General features: G+C 43.8%; 20 protein-coding genes and 1 riboswitch. Of the genes, 9 read left to right on the forward strand and 11 right to left on the reverse strand.

Annotated elements, in window-relative coordinates; translation table 11 throughout:
- Positions 1–48: 48 nt before the first annotated feature.
- The 4 genes from uca to H9629_RS06435 form a co-directional block, all read right to left on the reverse strand.
- Positions 49–3,654: an urea carboxylase gene (gene uca / locus H9629_RS06420; protein WP_191730748.1), complete on the reverse strand. Its 3,606-nt coding sequence runs from the start codon at positions 3,652–3,654 to the stop codon at positions 49–51.
- 3 nt (positions 3,655–3,657) lie between these two features.
- The gene (locus H9629_RS06425) at positions 3,658–4,308 is read right to left on the reverse strand and encodes an urea amidolyase associated protein UAAP2 (protein ID WP_044110873.1); all 651 of its coding nucleotides are present in this window, start codon (positions 4,306–4,308) and stop codon (positions 3,658–3,660) included.
- A gap of 11 nt (positions 4,309–4,319) precedes the next feature.
- Positions 4,320–5,057 carry an urea amidolyase associated protein UAAP1 gene (locus H9629_RS06430; RefSeq protein ID WP_191730749.1) on the reverse strand — a complete coding sequence of 246 codons (738 nt, stop codon included), beginning with the start codon at positions 5,055–5,057 and terminating at the stop codon, positions 4,320–4,322.
- A gap of 30 nt (positions 5,058–5,087) precedes the next feature.
- Positions 5,088–5,203: riboswitch (guanidine-I (ykkC/yxkD leader) on the reverse strand.
- A 205-nt stretch (positions 5,204–5,408) separates the two neighbouring features.
- Positions 5,409–6,302, reverse strand: a complete 894-nt coding sequence (locus tag H9629_RS06435; RefSeq protein ID WP_004647024.1) for a LysR family transcriptional regulator — start codon at positions 6,300–6,302, stop codon at positions 5,409–5,411.
- A 281-nt stretch (positions 6,303–6,583) separates the two neighbouring features.
- On the opposite strand from H9629_RS06435, the gene H9629_RS06440 reads away from it, so the two are divergent.
- Positions 6,584–7,294 carry an HAD family hydrolase gene (locus H9629_RS06440; protein ID WP_191730750.1) on the forward strand — a complete coding sequence of 237 codons (711 nt, stop codon included), beginning with the start codon at positions 6,584–6,586 and terminating at the stop codon, positions 7,292–7,294.
- Between the two features lie 81 nt (positions 7,295–7,375).
- Here the strand turns inward: H9629_RS06440 and H9629_RS06445 are convergent, their stop codons facing one another.
- The 4 genes from H9629_RS06445 to H9629_RS06460 form a co-directional block, all read right to left on the reverse strand.
- Positions 7,376–7,726, reverse strand: coding sequence for a hypothetical protein (locus H9629_RS06445; RefSeq protein ID WP_064096729.1), 351 nt, complete (start codon positions 7,724–7,726; stop codon positions 7,376–7,378).
- Between the two features lie 232 nt (positions 7,727–7,958).
- Complete coding sequence (locus H9629_RS06450; protein WP_064102898.1) at positions 7,959–9,125, reverse strand: fatty acid desaturase family protein; 1,167 nt, start codon at positions 9,123–9,125, stop codon at positions 7,959–7,961.
- Between the two features lie 42 nt (positions 9,126–9,167).
- Complete coding sequence (locus tag H9629_RS06455) at positions 9,168–10,190, reverse strand: flavin reductase family protein (RefSeq protein WP_064096727.1); 1,023 nt, start codon at positions 10,188–10,190, stop codon at positions 9,168–9,170.
- 299 nt (positions 10,191–10,489) lie between these two features.
- Positions 10,490–12,127, reverse strand: a complete 1,638-nt coding sequence (locus tag H9629_RS06460) for a long-chain-fatty-acid--CoA ligase (RefSeq protein WP_064096726.1) — start codon at positions 12,125–12,127, stop codon at positions 10,490–10,492.
- A 470-nt stretch (positions 12,128–12,597) separates the two neighbouring features.
- On the opposite strand from H9629_RS06460, the gene H9629_RS06465 reads away from it, so the two are divergent.
- A complete protein-coding gene (locus H9629_RS06465) occupies positions 12,598–14,016 on the forward strand; it encodes an aminotransferase-like domain-containing protein (RefSeq protein ID WP_191730751.1) in 1,419 nt (472 codons plus the stop codon).
- Positions 14,017–14,058: 42 nt separating this feature from the next.
- Here H9629_RS06465 and H9629_RS06470 read toward each other — a convergent pair whose 3' ends face one another.
- The 3 genes from H9629_RS06470 to H9629_RS06480 all read right to left on the reverse strand — a co-directional run bounded on the left by H9629_RS06470 (position 14,059) and on the right by H9629_RS06480 (position 17,997).
- Positions 14,059–15,381, reverse strand: a complete 1,323-nt coding sequence (locus H9629_RS06470) for a DcaP family trimeric outer membrane transporter (RefSeq protein ID WP_191730752.1) — start codon at positions 15,379–15,381, stop codon at positions 14,059–14,061.
- Positions 15,382–15,489: 108 nt separating this feature from the next.
- A complete protein-coding gene (locus H9629_RS06475) occupies positions 15,490–16,863 on the reverse strand; it encodes an MFS transporter (RefSeq protein ID WP_191730753.1) in 1,374 nt (457 codons plus the stop codon).
- 219 nt (positions 16,864–17,082) lie between these two features.
- On the reverse strand, positions 17,083–17,997 hold the full coding sequence (locus H9629_RS06480) for a LysR family transcriptional regulator (protein WP_191730754.1): 915 nt from the start codon (positions 17,995–17,997) through the stop codon (positions 17,083–17,085).
- Between the two features lie 115 nt (positions 17,998–18,112).
- On the opposite strand from H9629_RS06480, the gene H9629_RS06485 reads away from it, so the two are divergent.
- From H9629_RS06485 to benD, 7 genes are all read left to right on the forward strand, one after another.
- The gene (locus H9629_RS06485; protein WP_144724692.1) at positions 18,113–19,222 is read left to right on the forward strand and encodes a muconate/chloromuconate family cycloisomerase; all 1,110 of its coding nucleotides are present in this window, start codon (positions 18,113–18,115) and stop codon (positions 19,220–19,222) included.
- A 13-nt stretch (positions 19,223–19,235) separates the two neighbouring features.
- Positions 19,236–19,526 carry a muconolactone Delta-isomerase gene (gene catC / locus H9629_RS06490; RefSeq protein ID WP_064096720.1) on the forward strand — a complete coding sequence of 97 codons (291 nt, stop codon included), beginning with the start codon at positions 19,236–19,238 and terminating at the stop codon, positions 19,524–19,526.
- A gap of 153 nt (positions 19,527–19,679) precedes the next feature.
- The gene (gene catA / locus H9629_RS06495; protein WP_191730755.1) at positions 19,680–20,600 is read left to right on the forward strand and encodes a catechol 1,2-dioxygenase; all 921 of its coding nucleotides are present in this window, start codon (positions 19,680–19,682) and stop codon (positions 20,598–20,600) included.
- A gap of 72 nt (positions 20,601–20,672) precedes the next feature.
- Positions 20,673–22,061: a benzoate 1,2-dioxygenase large subunit gene (benA, locus tag H9629_RS06500; RefSeq protein WP_064096718.1), complete on the forward strand. Its 1,389-nt coding sequence runs from the start codon at positions 20,673–20,675 to the stop codon at positions 22,059–22,061.
- Entirely contained in the window at positions 22,058–22,549 is a 492-nt protein-coding gene (gene benB / locus H9629_RS06505; RefSeq protein ID WP_064096717.1) for a benzoate 1,2-dioxygenase small subunit, read from the forward strand. Before benA ends, benB begins: the two co-directional genes overlap by 4 nt.
- A gap of 92 nt (positions 22,550–22,641) precedes the next feature.
- On the forward strand, positions 22,642–23,658 hold the full coding sequence (gene benC, locus H9629_RS06510; RefSeq protein WP_191730756.1) for a benzoate 1,2-dioxygenase electron transfer component BenC: 1,017 nt from the start codon (positions 22,642–22,644) through the stop codon (positions 23,656–23,658).
- A gap of 18 nt (positions 23,659–23,676) precedes the next feature.
- Positions 23,677–24,462 (forward strand): benzoate diol dehydrogenase BenD, encoded by a 786-nt coding sequence (gene benD / locus H9629_RS06515; protein ID WP_191730757.1) that lies wholly within the window; start codon positions 23,677–23,679, stop codon positions 24,460–24,462.
- Positions 24,463–24,508 lie beyond the last annotated feature (46 nt).

Below are 24,508 nucleotides of genomic sequence, written 5' to 3' on the forward strand. Positions count from 1 at the left end.
TTAATTGATAAAAAGACCGCCTAGGCGGTCTTTTTATTGCTATTCCATTCAAGCCACTGGCGCCAACGTAAACAACACCTGCCCCGTTTTCACCGTTTGCCCTTTTTCAATGGTAATCGCGTCGACACGCATACGTTCAGGTGCAATAATTGGTATCTCAATCTTCATCGCTTCAATCACAGCTAAGGTCGCACCTTCTTCCACAATATCGCCTGACTGACATTCAATTTTCCAAATTGAACCCGGCATATGTGATTCCACCGCACAACCACCTTCAGGCACTTCAACACCTTCGCCATCATCCACAGCATCTAGACTTTCAGAGACATATTCCGCAAGACCTGCTTCATGCCAGCGACGGCGCTCTGCATCAAAGTTGGCTTGTTGCACCGCTTTAAATGCCGAAATAGATTCTTGGTTTTCAGTTAAGAAGTCGTTGTATTCTTTTAGATTCAATACACCATCTTCAATGCGTAATTTTAAACGCCCTGCTTTAAAGTCCTCACGCATTTGCATGAGTTCCGCTTCAGACACTTCATAAAACTTAATTTGGTCAAAGAAGCGCAGTAACCACGGCATACCTTGCTCAAAATCAGGGTTTTTACGGTAGCGTGACCACATTTGCGAAGTACGACCGACAAACTGATAGCCACCCGGACCTTCCATACCGTAGACACACATATACGCACCGCCAATACCCACAGCATTTTCAGGTGTCCACGTACGCGCAGGGTTATATTTGGTGGTGACTAAACGCTGACGCGGATCAAGTGGCGTTGCCACAGGCGCACCCAAATACACATCGCCCAAGCCCATGACCAAATAACTCGCGTTATAAACCACGTCTTTCACGGCTTGTTTGTCTTTTAAACCATTAATACGACGGATAAATTCGATATTGTCCGGACACCACGGTGCATCAGGGCGCACGGTTTGCATATAACGTTCGGTTGCAAGTTGGGTCTGTGAATCTTCCCACGCAAGCGGTAAATACACAGTACGTGATGGCACTTGCATCTCGGTGACATCAGGCAGTTGCTCTTCAGCGACTTGAAGCATACGCAGTAACTCAATCTGATCGAGCTGAGTCGAATCAAAATGAATTTGTAGCGAACGAATACCCGGTGTCAGGTCAATAATGCCTTGAATGTGTTGATCTTTCACCCATTGCATCAGTGCATGAATACGGAAACGCAAGTTTAAATCTAAAACCAGTTCGCCATATTCCACCAACATATAGTTGTTTCCGGCAGGACGATACACCACATCAGGCGTGCCATTTTGACCTTTTAAGGTATCTAAAATGGCAGATTTCAACGTGCTGATTTCAGGATAGAACGATTCATCAAAAGTGACAGCTTGCGTATCTTGAGCATTTAATTGCGCATGATATTTTTCATTCAGCAATTTCGCTTGATGGTAACTCACAGGCACAAATTTGACTTTATCGCCTGCTTTGAGTTGACCGAGTTTCCACAGCTCAGAATTGATCACTACCGCAGGACACACGAAACCACCGAGGCTTGGACCATCTGGACCGAGAATAATTGGCATATCACCGGTGAAATCAATCGCACCAATCGCATAGGCATTGTCATGAATATTGGATGGATGCAGACCTGCTTCACCACCGTCCTGACGAGCCCATTCAGGTTTTGGTCCAATCAAACGGATACCGGTACGGCTTGAGTTAAAGTGAATTTCAAACTCGTTGGCAAAGAAGGTATCAATGTCGTTTTTGGTAAAGAAATCCGGCGCACCATGTGGACCATACATCACCGCAATTTCCCAAGAGTTTGAGAATGCAGGGATTTGATCTTCTATTAATGCTTTGACGTCATCGGATGTAAATGCCGTGATTGGAAGCATATCTCCAATCAGTAAATTACGCCCTGCATGACCGCCAAACTGACCCAAGGTAAAAGTCGCTTGTGAGCCTAAATATTCAGGCACATTCAGACCACCTTTAATCCCGATATAAGTACGGCAACCTGTGGCGATCTTGCCACATTTCAGCATCTGACCTTTACGCACATTCACAGTTTGCCACATCGGGACAGACACACCATCCAAAGTCGATGGCATATCGCCACCTGCTAATACAATTTGGCTATCGCAATGGAATTTTAAGCTTGGACCTTGCAAAGTACATTCAAGCCCTGCGGTATTGGGTGCATTGCCTAACAATTGGTTCGCGACATTTAAAGACAGCGGATCAATCGCACCTGATGGTGGCACACCAACATCCCAATAGCCCAAACGACCTGTGACATCTTGCACGGCAGTTTGAATGCCCGCTTGTAAGACTTCAATTTTTTGGGTTTTCCATTCAAAGGTATTTAAAAAGCGCGTGGTCTGTGTACCGGCTTTAAATACATCGCAGTCGATAATGTTTTGTAGATATTCAAGGTTGGTTTCAATGCCTGCCACTTGGGTTTTAGCTAGCGTGTCGGTCATGGCTTGAATCGCAGACTCACGATCATCCGCAGTCACAATGATTTTGGCAATCATCGGATCATAGAAAGATGAAACGTTTGAACCGGTCTCTACCCAAGTTTCATTACGCGCATTGTCATCAAATTCTACGTGAGTTAATAACCCTGCACTTGGTTGGAAGTTTTTGATTGGGTCTTCAGCATAGAGACGCACCTGAATCGAATGCCCTTTGGATTCAAGTTTTGATGTCGGTGCAACCCAATCACCACTTCCTAAAGTCACCATCCATTCCACCAAGTCCACACCAAAGACTTGCTCGGTGACACCATGCTCAACTTGCAGACGAGTATTCACTTCCAAGAAATAGAATTCTTGCGTGTCGGTATCCATCACAAATTCCACGGTACCTGCCGAGCGGTAATTCACCGATTGCATCAATTGAATTGCGACATTTTGAATATAGGCACGTTGCGTATCGTTTAAGTGTGGCGCAGGCGTTTCCTCAATCACTTTCTGGTTACGACGTTGCACCGAACAATCACGCTCACCGAGTGCTAGGATTAAGCCATTGCCATCACCAAAAATTTGCACTTCGATATGACGGGCATTTTGTACGAATTTTTCGAGGTATAAACCTGCATCTTTAAAGTTGGCTTGCGCTAAATACGACACGGTTGCGTAGGCATCTTTCAGCTCTTCCGCATTCCAGACCAAGCGCATGCCGATGCCACCACCACCTGCTGTACTTTTCAGCATCACAGGATAGCCAATACGTTCCGCTTCAAGCAGTGCTTCAGCTTCATCAGCCAATAACTGACTACCCGGAAGTAACGGTACATTGGCTTGAATTGCAAGCTCACGTGCCGTGTGTTTTAAACCAAAGGCTTTCATCTGTTCCGCATTTGGTCCTAAGAACACAATGCCTTGTGCTTCACACAGATTACAGAATTCTGCATTTTCAGAGAGGAATCCATAACCCGGATGAATCGCTTGCGCACCGGTTTGTTTAGCAACTTCTAAAATTTTATCGACATTGAGATAGCTTTGGCTAGCAGGTGCATCACCAATAAAGACCGCTTCATCGGCTAAAGTGACATGCAATGAATCACGATCCGCTTCTGAATAGACAGCAACCGATTGAATGCCTAATTTTTTAAGGGTACGAATGACACGACATGCAATTGCACCACGGTTGGCGATGAGTACTTTATTAAACATGGCTTACTCCTCGCCTTCGCGGACAATCAGTTGAATTTTAGTTGGGTTATAGGCATTGCATGGGTTATTCAGTTGCGGGCAGTTCGAGATCAGCACAATTAAATCCATCTCGGCTTTGATTTCCACATATTTACCCGGTGCAGAAATACCATCATCAAACTTTAAGTGACCGTCCGAAGTTACAGGCACATTCATAAAGAAGTTAATGTTTGGACCAATATGGCGCACGTTTAAGCCATGCTTTTTAGCAATTGGATGCTGTGACAGTGCAATCATGAAATTGTTACGGCAACTGTGCATTGGGTATTTGTCATGGGCATAACGTACGGTATTACTTTCACATGAACATGCACCGCCTAAAGTGTCATGGCGACCGCAATTGTCATCATTAATGGTGGCGATTTTATTGCCAAAGTTAGTATATAACGTTGTGCCTTTTTCGAGATAAATTTGACGGTTCATCGCCAAAGTATCGGTTGCGCTATAACGCTCTTCAGGGTTATGTGCGGAGATGAATAAAGTATCCACCGCCTGGTTGCCTTCGAGATCAACGATACGGAAATACTGGCCTTTTTTGACTTCGCACATCCACGCTTCCCCGGCAGGACATACTTCACTTAACACAGATTTTTCTAGATTTACGAGTGCAGTCATGATCATTCCCCTTAAGCAGTTAAAGCGTAGTAGCGGTTATTATTTTGGAATGCACGCTGATTTTGCGGGCATGAATCACGGCAGACATCGGTGTCGCCTAAAGGTAAAGCCTTAAATAAAGATAATTGAATATCGGCAGGTGCATATTCAGTCGAATTGTCTAAGGCATGTGGTGCGCTGGATAAAAACACCAAACAATCCATTTCAAAACGTAGTTCAATTACTTGGTCGGTATTGTCACACTTCACATAAGTTAAATTGCCATTGTCATCCGGTTGAACTTTTGAGAATAAATTGAGCGTATTGCTAAGATCAGTGGCGGATAAACCAAATTTGGTCATCTCTAAAAGTAGGCTGTCTTTAGCATTACGGTACATGTCGTTGCGGGCATCCTGGAAGGTCTTCGTACCAAACTGTGCTTCAATTTGCGGTGCGGTACTTGGTGCACAAAAAGCATCATTCCAACCGTGGTCATCTTTGACAATTGACACCATCGCACGACCCAAATCTGACGCCAAAATGTGCCCTGTACTTAAAAATGCGCTGTGTTGACCTTTAAGGCTGTCTGGCATGTTATAGGCTTCAAGCTTGTCTTCACTATTCACACAAAACAGTGAAACATTGGCATTTGCGCCCAAGGATTTGAGTTGTAAAACTGCACCACGCTGAATGCGTGCAGACCAATGATGGCCACCCGGTAAAAGTTCAGTCCACAGTGCGGAATCTTCGTGATAAGTAGTTGTGCTCATAACAGCCCCTGCATCTAACTTGTACGGTTTACCTCCCGGGCTTTTATCCCTCCGTGTAGCTTTGGTTTTAGAAAACCTAGCCGTGAACTCTCGGTCGCAGACGCAGTCTTAAAAAAATAACTGCCGGAACCCTAGATCACTTTGTCTATGACAGAGTTAATGCAAAGGCTGTGCCAAATCAGTAATACTATTTTCCCGTTTGGTAATACTTTTTTGAGCTGGAACTGATCAATTCAGGTGCAAGGCTCTGAAAAAGGCATCAAGATGTACCAAAATAAAAAATTCCCGGCTTGAACCAGGAATTTTAAAATCTAGAGATGAAGATTAAATCAAGCCTTCCATGTTGCAAGCTTATTTACTTAAAATCTCATGCAGCATATTACGTAGCCATTGATGGCTGGTTTTATGATGACAGGACATATGCCAATACTGCTTTACGGAATAGGTCGGGAAAGCAATCGGTGCCTCAAAAATCTTGAGATTGCCGCGTGATAATAAAACTTCACTCAAATAATAAGGCACGGTCGCAATCGCATCGGTTTCCTGTACCACCAGTCCTACCCCCAGATAACTTGGCAGACGCATTAGAATGTCACGCTTAAGTTCCAGATTCAGCAATTCATTTTCAATATGGTAATGCCCCATCCCGGCATCAATATCGATATGGGTTTCACGTAAATACTCTTCGGTCGTGATGCTGTCACCGGTCAGGCGCGGATGGTCTTTCGCTGCGATCACTACATAATATTGCTCAAACAGTTTCTGCTGATAAAAGCCATTCTCCAGATTTGGCAAGAAGCCCAAAGCCAGATCAATCTCACCATTGGCCATCTGATAACTGGTTTCCGAGGTAATCGGACGCACATTAAGACGGATATGGGATGCATGCTGCTTCAGATACTGGGAAATTTTTGGCAATAACACCAGATGCGATACATCGGTCATCGCTAGTGTAAAGCGCTGCTGTGAAGTGACCTGATCAAAATTGATCGTAAAATTATTGATTGCTTCAACTTTGCTCAGTGCTTCGCTGACCAAGGGAAAGAGCTGTTTGGACAGATCCGTAGGTAGCATCTCATTGCCAATACGTAAAAATAAAGGATCACCATAATGCTGGCGAATTTTATTCAGCAGATTGCTCACCGCTGGCTGGCTCATATCTAAATGATCGGCTGCCTGAGATACGTTTTTAAATTTATAGACATAATAAAAAATACTGAGCAATTTACAGTCAAGTTCAAACACAGAAATACATTTCCTTTAACTTTCTCATCATTCGGACAGGTCTTTCATCCGCATAAGTCTATTGAGGGTCAGATTAAAATATAACACTTCGCAACTATTTTCAGGATTAAACTCGCTGTAATTTTCCGTAAATAAATACTTTTGCCAGATGAATAAATCCATTAAAAAGTACCTTAGCGTAAAATTTCCAGCCCGGTTTGCTCAGGTCAGTTAAACATTTAAATCGTATGCGATATACTCAGCCACACCCAATAAATGATAAAAATACAGAGAAATCTTATATGTTTCAGGATAAAAAGCTGGTCTGTTTTGATCTGGATGGTACGTTGATTGATTCTGTAGGCATCTGGAATCAGGTCGATGCAGCCCTGATTGATGAGCTCTCCAACAGAAAAGTCGATTTACATGAGATTCAGCAACAACGCGATCTTCAACTTACCGCCATGAGACATAGGCCAGATCCTTATCTGGAATATTGTGGATTTTTAAAAGAACAATACGGTTTTGAACCAGCTAAAGAAGAAGTAAAAAATCGTCGTTATACAATTTCCCGACATTTTCTGGATGATATCGTCGAGTTAAAACCTCGGGCCGACCTCCTGATTCAGGCTTTAAAACAGCAACAGATATCTCTGGCTCTGACCACCACCACCAGTTTATTCAATGTACAGCGCTATCAGGATAACAATCAAAATATTAATTCTAAAATCAGCTTTGATGAGGATTTTGCCTTGATTCTCACCCGTGAAAATGTCCAGAATATTAAACCTCATCCCGAGGTTTACCTGAATGTTTTGCAAGCCTTTAACCTTCGACCAGAGGAATGTCTAATTATTGAAGACTCTTTAGTCGGTGTAGAAGCAGCAAATCATGCGGACATCGAGGTGGTGGCAATTTATGATCAGCACTCCGCTCATGAAATAGATTTGATCAAAGCCAAAGCGAATTATTTTGTCGAAGATTTTGCTGAATTATTAAGTTTCCTCCCATAAAGCATTCCTAAAAAAAGATGTCATGCTTTATCCTTGCACATGACATCTTTGATTTTATCTTGTGCGTAAAATTCTCGCTGACTATTTGGCTTTTTTGTAGACTGAACCTGAACCGACCAGATTTCCGGTTTTCTCATCGATTGCGAAATCGACCATACCTGCACCTGCGTTCAACTGAAGCAGGCCATTTTCGCTCACTGCTGCGGGCATTGGATTCTTTTTCTCGGTTTTACCGGTTTCCTTATCTTTAATAGTATTGGTTATCAGATAATTTTTACCATTTTTGGAAATAACCAGAATATTTTCAAGTTTTGGATTTTCCATGGTGTTTTTCCAGTTGCCCTGATAATCTGGTGCTGGCGTTTCAGGGGTATTACAAGCTGTTAGAAGCACTAATAATGGGATTGCTGAAAAATATTTAAGATATTGCAAAATTGAGACCTTAGATGATAGAACGCGGCCATTATAAAAAGAAGGGACTGTGCCTAAACCATCAACTTGTAGGTGAAGCGTTTCGACCGTAATGAGTTTGTCTAACCTTCGTCATTTTTTTGAAAATGATCTTCATATTCCATTCATGAACTGGGGTGATAAAAAAATCCTCAATAAACCATCCAAATCTATTGAGGAGTACCAAACTGGATAACTGAGAAACTTGAAATAATTAACTCACCAGCTTCGCCTTAAAGTAACTGAACACTGATTTTACTGCGTGAGTTTTTCCGGTAATTTGCTGATTCCATTCATTTGGCAAAGAACATTTTGCCAGTCTTACCCATACGGTAGAAAACTGTTTCATAAAGCTGGCTTCGTTGTAGTGAATACCATATTCTGCACAGAGTGCTTTGACCTTTGGAGCAACCTCAACATAACGGTTGGCCGGCATATCCGGGAACAGATGATGCTCAATCTGATGGCTCAAATTACCACTCAGTATATGCAACCATTGGGTACCGCTAAAATTGCTCGAACCACGAATCTGACGGACATACCATTCTGCACGGGTTTCCTTATCGGTATTGTCCATTTCAAAGGTTTCGGCATCTTCAGTGAAATGTCCGTTAAAAATAACAGCAGAAGCCCACAGGCTACGGATCACATTGGCAACGGCATTACCGGTAAATACTGGAATGGCATTTGGGCCAGCAATCAGCGGGAAAAATACATAATCTTTTAACACCTGACGGCGCATTTTTTTGCGTAAAGGAGCTGCTTCTTCCCAGACTTCTTTCCAGGTCTTGGTTTTATAGGCAATCACGTCTTCCAGATGCAGGCGCTGCAAGCCAACATACCATTCGAAAAACACCATTAACTGAATGCCCAATGGAATATTGAACAGGAAACGTGGTTCCCATTTTTGGGATTCACTGACTCGAATTAGCCCATAACCCACATCATGATCCATCCCCACAATATTGGTATAGGTATGATGAATATAGTTATGCGTATATTTCCAGTCATCGCCGGTTGAAATCGTATCCCAGTCATACGTCACACCATTCAGACTCGGATCATTCATCCAGTCAAACTGGCCATGCATGACATTGTGGCCGAGTTCCATATTTTCCACGATTTTGGAAAGACCGAGCAGACCTGTCCCAGCCAGCCATACCGGTGGTAACCAGCCAGCAAACATCAGCATGCCACGTGAGGCAATTTCACTATAGCGGACAAAGTTACGGATTTTATAAATATATTCGGCGTCTTTTTCCCCCAGATCATCCATGACCTCGCGGCGGATTGCATCGACTTTGGCACCAAATTCCTCAATCTGTTCAGGACTGAGAAATTGGCTTTTGCTATGTCGTTTAAAATCAATTTGCATATTCATGGGAGCACCTTCTTATAGTTTAATTAATGGCTTATCAATAGGTTATAGATTAATCACCACAGGACTCACTGCCTGGGAAATGCACAGTTTGATCTGGGTATTGTTGCCATGATCAACTTCACCGGTCAGGACGTTGCGTACCGAACCACTGACTTTGGTACAGGAACAGGTGTTGCAGATTCCCATCCGGCAGCCATATGCAGGACGCAGGCCTGATTTTTCAGCACTTTCCAGTAAAGTGGCCTGGGCCTGAAACTCTTGCTGCGATCTTAAAAACTGTACCGGCTGCGCCTTAATTTTCTCATCGACTGCAATCTGGAAATATTCTGAATGAAAATTGGCTTTCAAATCCAGTTTATCGATGATTCTCAGTGCAGCTTTCATCATCCCGGCAGAGCCACAGGCATAAATTTTTCGCTCTGCCAAATCTGGCACTAGCTTTTGTAATAAGCCTTGGGTTAGATGCTGCTGGTGTTCCAGCGTATTGAAATGGTGATATTTCAAGTTTTGATGCATTAAAGCCAAGGTTTTCAACTCCGCATGAAAAGCATCATCTCGAGTGAAATAAACTAGGTCAATCTGTTCCAGAGAATGAATGACCGCTTTTTGTAGCAAGGAATAAATTGCGGTAATACCACTGCCTGAAGCCAGAAATAAAATCGGCTGGGTGGATTTTTGCAATGTGAACTCGCCTTGGGGCTGAGATATTTCGACCACCGCACCAATTTGCATCAGGCTTAAGGCACGTGAAACTTTCCCCTGCTGTTTTACTGCAATAATCAGATCGCCATTTTTTAATACCGTCACTACTGAATAATGTCGCTGATGACGTACACCATCGAGCCTGATGGTCACTGCAATATTCTGGCCGGCCTGAAATGACTTGATGTTAAAATTATGATTCGGACGTAAATGAATCTTGAAAAAGTCAGGGCTGATAGCTTGAATACTCATAACAGCAGCTTTAACTTTTTTAATTGCCCAAGTTGGATGGATTTTTTCACCAATAAAATCAATGAAATCTTCCCGTATCCAATGCGGCTGATAGGTTGGCATGCTTGTCATTTTTATCCCCTTATCCGCAGACAGTTTCATTAATGTACAACTGTCTAATTATTATATTGTTCAGGATAAAGAATTCTCATGCTCAGACCATATCAATACAGGTCAAATTATGTGCTCAACCCCCACAATATAGCTTTTTGTCTAACAATATTCGCTAAAAGTATCGATTCCAACGCTATATCTTGAGAAAAAGAATTTTAAACTTGTACCTCTATCGAATGTTTACATAAAAAACTGACCTCTATTCGAGATCAGTTTGTTGAGTAGCATGTTAAGAGAACTCTTTTGAACTGGACGCTCTAACCTGCCGCCTGTTCCAAAAGAATGGTCCCATATAATTCACGCAGATCCTTTTTCAGCATTTTACCAGTACCACTCAGTGGAATCGCATCAACGAACACGACTCGATCTGGAACCTGCCATTTGGCAACTTTGTCTGCATAATAATCCAGCAGATCAGTCTCAATTAGCTGGCTGCCCGGCTTTATAATGGCAATTAATACGGGACGCTCATCCCATTTAGGGTGCTGGGCAGCAATCACGGCAGCCATCGCAATTTCCGGATGTCCCATGGCAATATTTTCCAGATCTACCGATGAAATCCATTCCCCCCCAGACTTGATTAAATCCTTGGAGCGGTCGCTGAGTTTCATAAAACCATCCTGATTCAGCGTGGCAATATCGCCGGTATCGAACCAGCCATCCTCTGTCAGTGCAGATTCTTCCTTGCCAAAATAATGACTGATGACCCAATGGCCCTTAACCTGTAAGTTTCCTGTGCTAAGTCCATCACGTTCAATTTCATGCGTACCTTTTTCTGCATCGATCAAACGTAAATCAATCCCGAATGGCGGACGGCCTTGAGACAGACGAATCTGCAGTTTTTCTTCATCCGACAGAGACAAATGTTTGGTCTTGAGCTGATTGGCTGTACCCAGTGGACTGATTTCCGTCATGCCCCAGGCATGGATCGTTTCGCAATTAAACTGTTCTTTGAACGCTTTGAGCATGGCCGGTGGGCATGCCGATCCGCCCACTACATTCCGTTTTAGGCTTTCCAGTTTTGAACCTGACTGATTTGCTGCTGCAATCAGCCCCTGCCAGATGGTCGGAACCCCAAGTGCTACCGAAACCTTATAGGTATCAATCAGGTTAACCAGACTTGTCCCGTCCAGACCCGGTCCCGGCAGGATCAGGGTACATCCCACCATCGCGGCAGCATAGGGAGTGCCCCATGCATTGACATGGAACATCGGTACGACAGGCAACATAATATCGGCAGCTGAGACATTTAATGAGTCAGGCAAAATAATTGCATAACTATGTAATACAGTAGAGCGATGGCTATACAGCACACCTTTGGGATTACCTGTGGTTCCAGAGGTATAACACAAGGAACTTGCCGAGTTTTCATCAATCACTGGCCATTCGAAATCTGCATTTTGTCCAGCCAGCAGGTCATCATAAAATTGTACTTCCGGAATCGCTTCTGTTACTGCCGGATCAGCCGCATCCAGACAGATGAAATGCTCTACAGAGGTCAGCAGTGATTTCACTGCTTTAATTAAAGGAACAAATGTCTTGTCGAATAGCACCACACGGTCTGCGGCATCGTTCATAATAAAAATCAGCTGTTCAGGAAACAAGCGCGGATTAATGGTATGACAGACCAGACCACTACCAGAAATGGCATACCAGGATTCTAAATGGCGGTGATTATTCCAGGCAATGGTTGCGACCCGATCTCCCTGCGCCAAGCCAAGTTGTTGCAGCACATTGGCAAAACGTTTCGAGTTTTGGTGAATTTCGCCCCAATTGGTAACTTTAATACTGCTATCAGTATTTTTGGAAATTACTTCGGTATCGGCATGATAGCGTCCTGCATGTTCAATCATGCTGCTGATCAGTAAAGGCTGAAACATCATATTTCCGAGCATTCTCCACTCCTTTGTGCTTGTTATTGGTCCGTGTATTGATATCGTTGTTATATATGCATGATGGCTCGGTCTGAGACCGTGACATAATTTTTATCATCATGTGGACTGAATTTAGCAAGGAAATCTGGGTTTGTAAGTATCGAATTGTGACAAATTAACAGAAGTGACTCTGGCGAATAAAATAAGAGCACGATTTATATAGAAATAAAAAAACTCTTCATAGAAAGACTGAGCCTGATATTCAGTTTAATAATCATATATTGATTGAATGTCTACTGGCTTAATACAGCCTTCCCATTTAATGGTCATGTTTAATTGAGATACTGACCTTAAAAAAACAGTACAACAGGTTAATGTAACGTATGTTTGAAAATAGACTAACATCCACCCTAGTCTTAATTTGTTATATTAAGTATATTAAAATATGCTATAAATCAAAATAATTAGAACAGTCTTAGTTCAGAAAGTGTATGTATAAGTCTGAAAAGTTGGCACAGACGATCCGTCAAATGATTGAAAATGGCGTATGGAAAGCGTATGAAAAATTACCTTCCCTTCGTGAACAGGCCCAATTATCCGGCTATAGTCTGATGACAGTACTGAATGCCTATCAGGAACTCGAAGCCCAAGGTCTGGTCTACGCCAAAGATAAATCAGGTTATTTTGTTGCAGAACGTGCCCAGCCATTCACCCGTAAACAGCCCGTCCAGATTGGTTTAAATTCCAGAATCCAAATCAACTCGGTAGTTTTTAACTTCTTAAAATCAACTCAGCCAGCCGAAATTGTACCTTTTGGTTCAGCATTTCCTAATGCAGAACTATTATATAACGCCAAATTCATGCAGATTCTGGCGCAGCAGGCCAAAAGAAAAAGTAGTTATAACAATCAGAATCACATGCCGCCTGGCAATCAGGACTTACGACAACTGATTGCCAACCGCTATCAACTACAAGGAATCCCATGTCATCCCAATGACATTGTCATTACATCCGGTGCACTAGAGGCATTAAACTTGTCCCTGCAGGCCTTAACTCAACCGGGCGATTTTATCCTGCTACAGCAAACCATATTTTATGGTGCCTGGCAGGCAGCCGAACGTTTGGGGTTGCAAGTGATTACGATTCCTGAACACCCACAATTCGGCTTTGATCTGGAATCATTTGAACAGGCTTTAAAACAGTATCCGATCAAGGTGTGCTGGCTAATGCTGAATGCACATAATCCGATTGGCTTTACTGTTAATCCGGAAATTAAGCAGAAAATTGCAGAACTTTTATATAAATATCAGGTGTATTTGATTGAAGATGATGTTTATCAGGAATTGAATTACGGTTCAGCCAAACCGCTACCAGTTAAATACTTTGACCAGCACCAGAAGGTGCTGCACTGTGCATCTTTTTCCAAAACGCTAGGGATGGGTGCACGCGTAGGCTGGGTGTATGCCGGTCCATTTTCTGATGCCATTCAGCATTTACAGCTCATGAGCACTCTAACTGTTAGCCCCTTACTTCAAAATGCACTGGTCGAGTTTATTTCGCACCATCATTATGAAAAACATTTAAGGCATTTAAGACAGCATTTGGAAAAATACAAAAAGAAATTTTATCAGGAACTTAAAGCACGTTTAGGAAGTATCTGTGAAATTTACTATTATTCCAGCGGTTATTTCCTCTGGATCGAATTGCCTGAACAACTTGACGGTCAGGTTTTATATGAGCAACTGATTCAGCAGAATATTGCGATTGCCCCTGCACTGCTGTTTAGGCCGGATCATGCCAGCCAACATTATATTCGTCTGAATTGTTCCTATGAATGGACAGCCAGAGTTGAAAATTCGATCAATCTGCTGGCAGAAATCATTCTTCAAAATCGCAAAAGCGTGGATTGATTCATCCACGCTTTTAAAATACTTCTGCTAGATTGCTAAAGTTTAGAAACTATAAATTGCGACTGCATTAACTCGGTTGTCTTCACCTTTAGTACTGCCATTTGGTGCTGCCACTACGGCTTCACGTTCACCATATACATATTCCAGGCCGAAACTTAAAGGTTTGGTTGGGCTATAGAAAACATTTGCCCAAGCTTGCCATAGGTCTTTGTTAATGGCGGTTGGATTTGCGCTGGCAGCGATATATGCATTACTCTGGTCAAAATTCATATAGCCATAACCCAGTGTACCACGCAATTTCTCGTTAAATTGCTGAGTTAAACCTACTGAAATTGAATCAAATTCACTTTGTAAAAGATCACCATTTGTGGCTGCAATGACCCCGGGATTGGCATAAGATACAAAACTGCTATCACCTTTGACGTGATAGTAGTCAGCTTTGAGCGTCGTACCTGGCACAAGATCATACTTGGCACCTAAACCTAGACCCCATGCGGTTTTTTCATCTTCGTTGATACGTTTTTCATGACCCATGGCCCGTGCACTGACCATAAAATTATCTGCCAACTTATGATTTAAACGTGCCGTTAAAGCAGGTAGACGCTGTTTGATGGAACCATCTTTCGGATCTTCTACTGCAAGGACCAGATTGGTAGCCGGGCTAAAAGTACTGGTATGACGTACTTGTGGCGTCCGTTTAATTGATCCGCCCGCATAAACCAGGGCATCTACAGTTTCCGGGATATAATCAGGTACCGCAAAGTTTGACCAGGTTTGACCAATCAACCAGTTAGCATAACTGATATACGCATGACGGATACGTAAGTTATCAAAGCTGGCACCACCCAAGAAGTCCACTTCAATTTTACCGCTCAGGGCTTTATCCCCAGCACCGACAGGTGTTTTAAAATCCATACCTAAACGGGTTGCAGACAGGGTTGACTTAAACTCATCACTACGTTCGCCTGTGCCTTCAAGTGGGACAGTATTAATCTGGTTATACATGCGGGTAGCTGAACCACCTTCAGCCTGATAAGAGGCATCCGCGCGGATATTACCGTATAAATTGAACTCGGCACCACTGGCAATTTTCATGACAGGTTTAGTTGCAGGCGTACTTACTGGTATTGGTGCTATTGCCACTGGGGCAATTACCGTGGCTGTCTGAGCTTGCTGCTGTTCAACCAGTGCGCGTAAGGCCTGAACTTCCTGGCGCAGCTGTTCAATTTCCTGCTGGTTCGACTGGGCTGGGGTTTGCGCTTGAGACGACAAGCTGATGCCCCCTAAGCTCATTGCCATCATGCTCATCAGCACTGTGCGTTTGAATGTGATTAGTGGTTGATTAAATAATTGTGTCGTGTTCATCCTAAACTCGCTTTTTATTATGCGTCTCGATTCTAGCAACAGATCACCACCGGTTACGATGGCGATCTATATCATTGGGAATATTATCTTTATTGATTGAAATCTAACTTAATGTATCGCTTCTTTTGTCAATGGACTTGGCTTTACGCTAGACGTTGCAAGGACTTGGCCATCTACGGAAGTTTTTAAGTTCACCAGGAAAATTGCCAGCGCAGCGATCACGCCAGGAATCGCAATTGCAAAGAAGTTCATTTGATGCGGTAAATTCATGGTCAATAATGCGCCAGTAAGTACCGGACCCACAATCGCACCAATACGTCCAATGCCTGATGCCCAGCCCATGCCGGTAGAACGTACCGTCGATGGATAATACTGTGCTACAAAGGTATACAGCAGGATTTGTGAACCAATCGTTGCAGCACCTGCCACAGCAATCAGGGTATACAGCACGAATTGCGGACTGTTAAAGCCAAGCAGAATCAATGCCATAGCGCCACACAGGAACATAATGGTCAGTACTTTTTTGATATGGAATCTATCCGCAAGATAGCCGCCACCAATCGCGCCCACCATTCCACCAATATTCAGGGCAAACAGGAAGATCATACTTGCGCCCAGCGAGTAGCCTGCTTGGATCATCAGTTTTGGTAACCAGCTGCCCAGTGCATAAACCATCAACAGACACATAAAGAATGCCAGCCAGAACATGAAGGTACTGAAGCTACGGCCTTGCTGAAACAGTGCTTTTAATGGCGCTTCATCCCCTTTTTGCACTTCATTCAGTACAAACTGGGTATCACTGGTAATGACCTGTGTAGGAGAAATCTTTTGAATAATATGCTGTGCTTGAGCCGTTTGCTGCTTGTTAGTCAGATACATCAAGGATTCTGGCAAGTATTTCCAAATCAATGGCAAAAGGAGCAGTGGAATACCGGCAAGCAGGAACATAATTTTCCAGCCAAATTGTGGCACCAGCCATGCACCCAGTAACGCAGAAGTCATCCCGCCAATCGCATAACCACTAAACATCAGGGCAACCAGCGTACTGCGAATACGTTTAGGAGCATATTCGGTCATCAATGCCACCACATTAGGCATCACACCGCCAATGCCAAGACCAGCCAGAAAACGTAAAATTCCAAATTCCACTGGAGATGTGGCGAAAGCCCCGATGAAGGTAAAACCGCTAAAAATCGCCACACAGATCATGATCGTCTTTTTACGGCCTAACTTGTCGGATAGCGTTCCGAAGGTCATGGCACCGAACATCATCCCGAATAAGGCGGTACTGGCCAGCAGTCCGGCTTGCACTGCGCTGAGCGACCATTCTTGCATCAGCAATGGTAATGCTACGCCGTAAATGACTAAGTCATAACCGTCAAAAATAATGATCAGCAAACACCAGATCAGTACCCCCCAGTGAAAGGGGGTAAACTTCGCCTCATCAATCAGCGTATTTATATTAACTTTATTTGTAGACATCTCCACCTCCAAATTGTGAAGTTCAATTTATGAATGCCACAATGGAGAAAATGCGTAAGAATGTCCAAAACTGAATAGGCATGCTTCTATACCTATAAAGTCTGGCTGAAGTTAAGTTGCTAAATTTATTATAAAATATATTATAATAATCTTAACTTAGCCTGTGCTTACATGAATTTATCCGCTGTGCAGGATTGATTACGCTTCTAGATTGAACTATTAAAATACTGAACGATCGTACCTAATTGCTTCCAGATCATAGACTTGATAGACCGCATCAAACAGATAGCGGATGTATTCACTTTCATCCATGTTACGGATAGCCATGAATACTGGACTGACAGCGAACTCATCTAGAAGCGGAATGAAGTTCAGGTGGGCCAGTTTAATATTTTGTGCACTTTCCGGCACAATACAAATCCCTTCTCCGGCAGCTACAAAGCCTAGTGCCAACTGTAATTCACGTACGATACGGATATTTTTGGGTTCCAGGCCATACTCAGAAAAAATACCGCAGACCTGGGTGGCAAAATTCGCCTTGCCGCTATTGGGATATAAAAACAGTTGCTGATCAACCAGTTCAGAAAGATTTAAACCTTCTACCCGTTGCGCCATGCTATGACTGGAGTGTGCAGCGACCATCAGCCGTTCCTCACGCAGCAACACCCGTTTTACTGCCGGATCTGAAATTCTCAGACGCCCAAACCCTACATCAATCCGCCCTTCTTTCAGCGCCTGAATCTGTTCATGGGTATTCATCTCCATCATCTCGATCTTGAGATGTGGATGCTGCTGTTTGAATAAAAACAGAATGCGCGACAGCAAGCCAAACAATAAAGAGCCAACAAAACCGATAGTTATGGTCCGATCCGTAATGCCAATTCGCTTGGTCATCGACTTGATCTCTTCCGCATTAGACAAAAGTTTAACAGCGTGCTGGTAAAAGAATTGACCGGCTTCAGTAGTTTTTAGAGGACGGCTACCACGCTCAAAGAGCTGAATATCGAGCTCTTGCTCTAGATTTTGGATCTGTCGGCTCAAAGGTGGTTGAGCAATAAACAGTTTTTCTGCCGCTTTGGTAAAACTTTGTTCTTCGACGACGGCAACGAAGTAACGTAAATGTCTGAGTTCCATGGCACTGAATACCTTTAAAGTATAAAAAAATGCTAAATCGATCTTAGACCAATCAACATTATTCTTTTAAGGTATATCAAGTCAAAGCATTAAAGCAAGAATGTGAACCCGTATTATGTATAAGTCAGTTGAAACCTTGCTGGTAGAAATTCCAACCATTCGCCCTCACAAGATGGCAGTGGCAACGATGCAAACCCAGACCCTGGTATTAGTCAAAATCACCACTGAAGATGGTTACATCGGCTGGGGGGAAGCTACGACTATCGGTGGCTTGGGTTATGGCGATGAAAGCCCGGAAAGCGTCAAAGTTAATATCGAAACTTATTTTGCCCCACTTTTAAAAACATTATCCGGTTTAAATGTTGCACAGACATTACAAACAATCAAAAAGAACATTAATGGCAACCGTTTTGCCAAATGTGCAATGCAAACAGCACTTCTGGATATACAGGCACAACGCTTAGGTTTGCCATTAAGCGAAATCCTTGGTGGCCGCTTGCGTGACAGTATCCCGGTTCTTTGGGTATTGGCTTCGGGTAATACCGAAAAAGATATTGCTGAAGCGGAGAAAATGATTGCGGCAAAACGTCACAACATTTTCAAACTTAAAATCGGTTCTCGTCCGGTTGAAGAAGATGTTGAACATGTGCTTGCAATCAAAAAATCCTTGGGTAAAGACGTTTCGATCCGTGTCGATGTCAACCGTGCCTGGTCAGAACTGGAAGCCATTAAAGGAATTCAATTATTGCAAGATGGTGGTGTTGATTTAATAGAACAGCCATGTGCAATTGATAACCTAGACGCCATGCGCCGTCTGACCCGACGTTTTGATGTTGCCATCATGGCAGACGAATCGCTAATGGGTCCGCACTCAGCGTATGAGATTGCCAAACAAAATGGTTCATCTGTTTTTGCAGTCAAAGTTGCCCAGTCAGGTGGCCTGATTGAAGGTTGCGAAGTAGGCAAGATTGCCAAACTTGCAGGTATTGACCTGTATGGCGGCACCATGCTGGAAGGCCCTGTAGGCACTATTGCTTCGGCACATGTGTTCTCTACTTTTGAAAGTCTGGCATTTGGTACCGAGCTGTTTGGTCCTCTACTGCTGACTGAAGATATTTTGAAAACCCCACTCAACTATCAAAACTTTGAACTGGAGATTCCGAAAGGGCCAGGTCTGGGAATTGAGTTGGATGAAAACAAGATTGACAACTTGCGTCGTCAGTAATTAGGAGAAACCCATGCTTTTTCAGGTACGTATGGATGTAAACATTCCACGTGATCTGCCAGTTGAACAGGCAAATGAAATTAAGGCTGTTGAAAAAGCCTATTCGCAGGAATTGCAACGTCAAGGCAAATGGCGTCATATCTGGCGCATCACGGGCCAGTACTCAAACATCAGTATTTTTGATGTTGAAAGCAATGAAGAGTTGCACGACCTGTTACAAGGCTTGCCTCTCTATCCTTACATGAATATTGAAGTGATGGCATTAAACCGTCACCCGTCTTCAGTTCGAGATGACGACAGTTAATTGAATGAGCGGATCGGGAGTCACCGGACTCCCCTTCCAAATCGAAAACAGAGGGTATTTCAACAAGGATTGTGGCCAGCCAGATTTAGCCAGCCAATAAAAGCTAAAAAGTGCGCCACGAAAAGATGAAAAACATACTTTAGGAGCAATAGTATGAATCGCCAAGAAATTGATGCATTAGTTAAGCAAATGAACGTTGATACAGCGACAGGTCCTGTAGATGAACGTGTACAGCAAGTTGTTGTGCGTTTATTGGGTGATCTTTTCCAGGCTATCGAAGATCTTGATATTTCTCAGTCAGAACTATGGAAAGGCCTGGAATACTTTACTGATGCCGGTCAAGCGAATGAATTAGGTTTATTGGCTGCAGGCTTGGGGCTGGAACATTACTTAGACTTACGTGCTGATGAAGCAGATGCTAAAGCAGGTATTACTGGCGGTACGCCACGTACGATTGAAGGTCCGCTATATGTAGCTGGCGCACCTGAAACAGTAAGCTTTGCCCGTATGGATGATGGTTCTGAAGAAGGCAAAATCCCGACTTTAATCATTGAAGGTACAGTGACTGATACTCATGGCAATCTCGTTGAAGGTGCCAAGGTTGAAATCTGGCATGCGAACAGCTTGGGCAATTACTCATTCTTTGACAAGTCACAGTCTGATTTTAACCTGCGTCGCAGCATCATTACTGATAGCGATGGTCAATATACTGCATTAACGACAATGCCAGTGGGTTATGGCTGTCCTCCAGAAGGTACCACCCAGTTCGTGCTGGACAAATTAGGCCGTCATGGTAACCGTCCATCACACGTCCATTACTTTGTGTCTGCCCCGGGTTACCGCAAGCTGACCACTCAATTCAACATTGAAGGCGACCAATACCTGTGGGATGACTTTGCATTCGCTACCCGTGAAGGTCTGGTAGCAACTGCTGTAGACGTAACTGATGAAGCTGAAATTGCAAAACGTGGCCTGAAAGGTCCTTTCAAATACATTCAATTCGATATTGAACTTGTGAAAGAGAAAACAGACGCACCTTCTACTGAAGTTGATCGTCGCCGCGCTAGCGCTTAATACACTTGAGAAGCGGGATATGCATCGAGATATATCCCGCTGACTTCCCCCTTGGAAAGTCGGAGAAAGGACATGCCTCGTATTCCCGTAATTAACACCAGCCATTTAGACCGTATTGATGAATTACTGGTTGATGATTTTGAATCTGGTGAATTTAAACTGCACCGTTCGGTATTTACAGACCAGGCGCTGTTTGACCTTGAGATGAAATACATCTTTGAAGGTAACTGGGTTTATCTGGCGCATGAAAGCCAGATCCCAAACAATAACGACTTTTATACTACCTATATTGGCCGTCAGCCGATCATCATTGCACGTAACCGTCAAGGTGAACTGAATGCCATGATCAATGCCTGTTCGCATCGCGGTGCACAGTTATGCCGTAACAAGAAAGGCAATAAAGCAACCTATACTTGCCCGTTCCATGGCTGGACCTTCAATAACTCAGGTAAGTTATTAAAAGTTAAAGATCCGGCTGATGCGGGTTATTCAGACTGTTTTAACCAAGACGGCTCGCATGACCTGAAAAAAGTAGCACGTTTTGAAAACTACAAAGGCTTCCTGTTTGGCAGCTTGAATCCGGATGTCCCAGCTCTGGAAGAATACCTGGGCGAAGCGACCAAAATCATTGACATGATCGTAGGTCAGTCTGAACAGGGTCTGGAAGTTTTACGCGGTTCTTCGACTTATACCTATGAAGGTAACTGGAAGCTGACTGCAGAAAATGGTGCTGACGGTTATCATGTGTCTGCCGTTCACTGGAACTATGCTGCAACGACTCAACAGCGTAAAGAAAAAGAAGCTGGCGATAACATCCGTGCCATGAGCGCAGGTTCATGGGGCAAGCAAGGCGGTGGTTCTTACGGTTTCGAACACGGTCACATGCTGCTTTGGACTCAATGGGCCAACCCTGAAGACCGTCCTAACTTTGCCAAGAAAGATGAATACACCGAAAAATACGGTGAAGCTATGGCGAAATGGATGATCGAGCGTTCACGTAACCTGTGTATCTATCCAAATGTTTACTTCATGGATCAGTTCGGTTCACAAATCCGTGTGCTGCGTCCGATCTCTGTCGATAAGACGGAAGTCACCATTTACTGTATCGGCCCTGTAGGTGAAGAACCTGAAGCCCGTACACGCCGTATCCGCCAGTATGAAGATTTCTTTAATGCTTCAGGTATGGCTACACCAGACGATCTGGAAGAATTCCGTGCCTGTCAGGCAGGTTATGCCGGTATCGCGCTGGAATGGAATGACATGTGCCGTGGTTCCAAGCACTGGATCCATGGCCCTGATGATGCTGCCAATGAAATTGGTTTAAAACCAAAACTGTCTGGTATTAAAACCGAAGATGAAGGTTTATACCTGGCTCAGCACCAGTACTGGTTAGAACTGATGAAAAAAGGTATTGCGACCGAGAAAGAGATTGCAGCATCAACTGAAGGAGAAAACGCATGAGCGACATCACTTTAGAAAATATTGCTCAGTTCCTGTATCAGGAAGCACGCTTTCTGGATGATGAACAATGGGATGACTGGTTAACTTGTTATGCCCCTACTGCTTCTTTCTGGATGCCAGCCTGGGATGATGATGACAAACTGACCACAGATCCACAGTCTGAAATCTCCCTGATTTATTACCCGGACCGTCAAGGCCTGGAAGACCGTGTGTTCCGTATCAAGACTGAACGTTCGTCTGCCACCATGCCGGATACACGTACCAGCCATAACATCAGCAATATTGAAATTGTTGAACGTGATGGCGACAAAGTAACCGTACGTTTCAACTGGAATACTTTGAGCTTCCGTTACAAAAACAGCTACAGCTACTTTGGTATGTCACGTTATGAAATCGATTTTTCAGGCGATAAGCCACAGATTTTAAGCAAATACGTGGTACTGAAAAACGATTACATCAATCAGGTCATCGACATCTATCACCTCTAAGACTGTTTTATTACAGCCAGGTAAAACCCTTCAGCCAGATGGAAAATTGGCTGAAGGGTCCAGTTACAAAGATTTATATAGGATATTCAGCCATGTCAAACCACAATGTTGCACTTCAATTTGAAGATGGCGTTACACGTTTTATTTCTGTTGCCCAGGGCGAGACCCTGTCTGATGCAGCTTACCGTCAAAAGATCAATATTCCTTTGGACTGCCGTGATGGTGCTTGTGGAACGTGTCGTGCGTTTTGTGAATCAGGTTCATTTGACATGCCTGAAGAAACTTATATTGAAGATGCACTAACACCTGAAGAAGCCGCTGAAGGTTATATTCTGGCTTGTCAATGTAAGCCAACGTCAGATGCCGTGTTCCAGATTCAGGCTTCTTCAGAAGTTTGTAAAACCGAAATTCATGCCTTCCAGGGTGCGCTGACGCGTGTCGAAAACCTGTCTGATTCAACTATTACTTTTGATATCCAGTTAGACGAAGGTCAACCAGACATTCACTTTCTGGCAGGTCAATATGTCAATGTTAGTATTCCAGGCACCACAGAAACCCGTTCTTATTCATTCAGCTCAAAACCGGGTAATCGTCTGACTGGTTTCGTGGTACGTAATGTACCGAACGGGAAAATGAGTGAATTCTTGAGCAAAAATGCCAAAGCTGGTGACAAAATGACTTTTACCGGTCCATTTGGTAGCTTCTACCTGCGCCCTGTGACCCGCCCTGTCTTGATGCTGGCGGGTGGTACAGGGATTGCACCTTTCATGTCAATGCTGCAAGTGCTGGAAGAAAAAGGTTCAGAGCATCCAGTACGTCTGGTATTTGGTGTGACCAATGATTTTGACCTGGTGGCCATTGAAAAACTTAACGAATTGCAAGACAAATTTCCGTGGTTCGAATACCGTACTGTAGTGGCAAACCCGGAATCTGCACATGAACGTAAAGGCTATGTCACTGGCCATATTGAGAACGAATGGCTAAATGCTGGTGAGGTTGATATCTACCTGTGTGGCCCGGTACCAATGGTTGAAGCGGTTCGTGGTTGGCTAGAAGCAGAAGGCGTAAAACCTGCAAGCTTCCTGTTTGAAAAATTCTCTGCAAACTAACTAGAGGGAATTTATTCAATGTCTAATCGTCAAAGATTTGAAAATAAAGTTGTAATTGTGACCGGTGCCGCTCAGGGCATCGGGCGCGGTGTCGCACTGCAAGTGGCGAGCGAAGGCGCTCAAGTCGTCATGGCTGATCTTTCCCCCTATGTGGAAGAAGTTCTGGCTGAAATTGAAGCGACTGGCGGTGATGCGATAACCGTCAAAGCCAATCTGGAAACGTTTGCCGGTGCTCAATCAGTCGTTGAAAAAGCGCTAGAAACCTATGGTCGTGTCGATACGCTAATCAATAACGTCGGTGGTGCGATCTGGATGAAACCTTTCGAGGAATTTTCTGAAGAGGAAATTATCAAGGAAGTGAACCGTTCATTGTTCCCGACACTATGGTGCTGCCGTGCAGTTTTACCAGAAATGATTAAAAATCAGAAAGGTACTATTGTAAACGTATCTTCTATTGCGACACGCGGTATTAACCGTGTTCCCTATTCAGCATCCAAAGGTGGCGTAAATGGCCTGACCGCTTCCCTTGCCTTTGAACATGCCAAAGATGGTATTCGCGTTAATGCCGTTGCAACGGGTGGCACCGAAGCACCTCCCCGTAAAGTACCGCGCAATACCAATCCACTGACTGAATCTGAACAAGAATGGATGCAGCAAGTGGTAGATCAGACCATTGACCGTACGTTTATGGGTCGCTACGGCACTATTCAGGAGCAAGTGAATGCCATTCTATTCCTGGCTTCCGATGAATCATCTTATATGACAGGTACTGTAGTACCGGTCGGTGGTGGAGATCAGGGCTAGTCCTGATCATCACGATTTTTGACAGGCTCATGGTTCGACGCAAGGA

Origin of the sequence: Acinetobacter pecorum (assembly GCF_014837015.1) — a bacterium.
In the GTDB taxonomy this organism is placed as follows: domain Bacteria; phylum Pseudomonadota; class Gammaproteobacteria; order Pseudomonadales; family Moraxellaceae; genus Acinetobacter; species Acinetobacter pecorum.

Excerpts from the sequence above, each read along its gene's own strand:
- uca (WP_191730748.1), bottom strand. The coding sequence starts at position 3,654 with ATGTTTAATAAAGTACTCATCGCCAACCGTGGTGCAATTGCATGTCGT.
- H9629_RS06425 (WP_044110873.1), bottom strand. The coding sequence starts at position 4,308 with ATGACTGCACTCGTAAATCTAGAAAAATCTGTGTTAAGTGAAGTATGT.
- H9629_RS06430 (WP_191730749.1), bottom strand. The coding sequence starts at position 5,057 with ATGAGCACAACTACTTATCACGAAGATTCCGCACTGTGGACTGAACTT.
- H9629_RS06440 (WP_191730750.1), top strand. The coding sequence starts at position 6,584 with ATGTTTCAGGATAAAAAGCTGGTCTGTTTTGATCTGGATGGTACGTTG.
- H9629_RS06450 (WP_064102898.1), bottom strand. The coding sequence starts at position 9,125 with ATGAATATGCAAATTGATTTTAAACGACATAGCAAAAGCCAATTTCTC.
- H9629_RS06455 (WP_064096727.1), bottom strand. The coding sequence starts at position 10,190 with ATGACAAGCATGCCAACCTATCAGCCGCATTGGATACGGGAAGATTTC.
- H9629_RS06460 (WP_064096726.1), bottom strand. The coding sequence starts at position 12,127 with ATGCTCGGAAATATGATGTTTCAGCCTTTACTGATCAGCAGCATGATT.
- H9629_RS06465 (WP_191730751.1), top strand. The coding sequence starts at position 12,598 with ATGTATAAGTCTGAAAAGTTGGCACAGACGATCCGTCAAATGATTGAA.
- H9629_RS06470 (WP_191730752.1), bottom strand. The coding sequence starts at position 15,381 with ATGAACACGACACAATTATTTAATCAACCACTAATCACATTCAAACGC.
- H9629_RS06475 (WP_191730753.1), bottom strand. The coding sequence starts at position 16,863 with ATGTCTACAAATAAAGTTAATATAAATACGCTGATTGATGAGGCGAAG.
- H9629_RS06480 (WP_191730754.1), bottom strand. The coding sequence starts at position 17,997 with ATGGAACTCAGACATTTACGTTACTTCGTTGCCGTCGTCGAAGAACAA.
- H9629_RS06485 (WP_144724692.1), top strand. The coding sequence starts at position 18,113 with ATGTATAAGTCAGTTGAAACCTTGCTGGTAGAAATTCCAACCATTCGC.
- catC (WP_064096720.1), top strand. The coding sequence starts at position 19,236 with ATGCTTTTTCAGGTACGTATGGATGTAAACATTCCACGTGATCTGCCA.
- catA (WP_191730755.1), top strand. The coding sequence starts at position 19,680 with ATGAATCGCCAAGAAATTGATGCATTAGTTAAGCAAATGAACGTTGAT.
- benA (WP_064096718.1), top strand. The coding sequence starts at position 20,673 with ATGCCTCGTATTCCCGTAATTAACACCAGCCATTTAGACCGTATTGAT.
- benB (WP_064096717.1), top strand. The coding sequence starts at position 22,058 with ATGAGCGACATCACTTTAGAAAATATTGCTCAGTTCCTGTATCAGGAA.
- benC (WP_191730756.1), top strand. The coding sequence starts at position 22,642 with ATGTCAAACCACAATGTTGCACTTCAATTTGAAGATGGCGTTACACGT.
- benD (WP_191730757.1), top strand. The coding sequence starts at position 23,677 with ATGTCTAATCGTCAAAGATTTGAAAATAAAGTTGTAATTGTGACCGGT.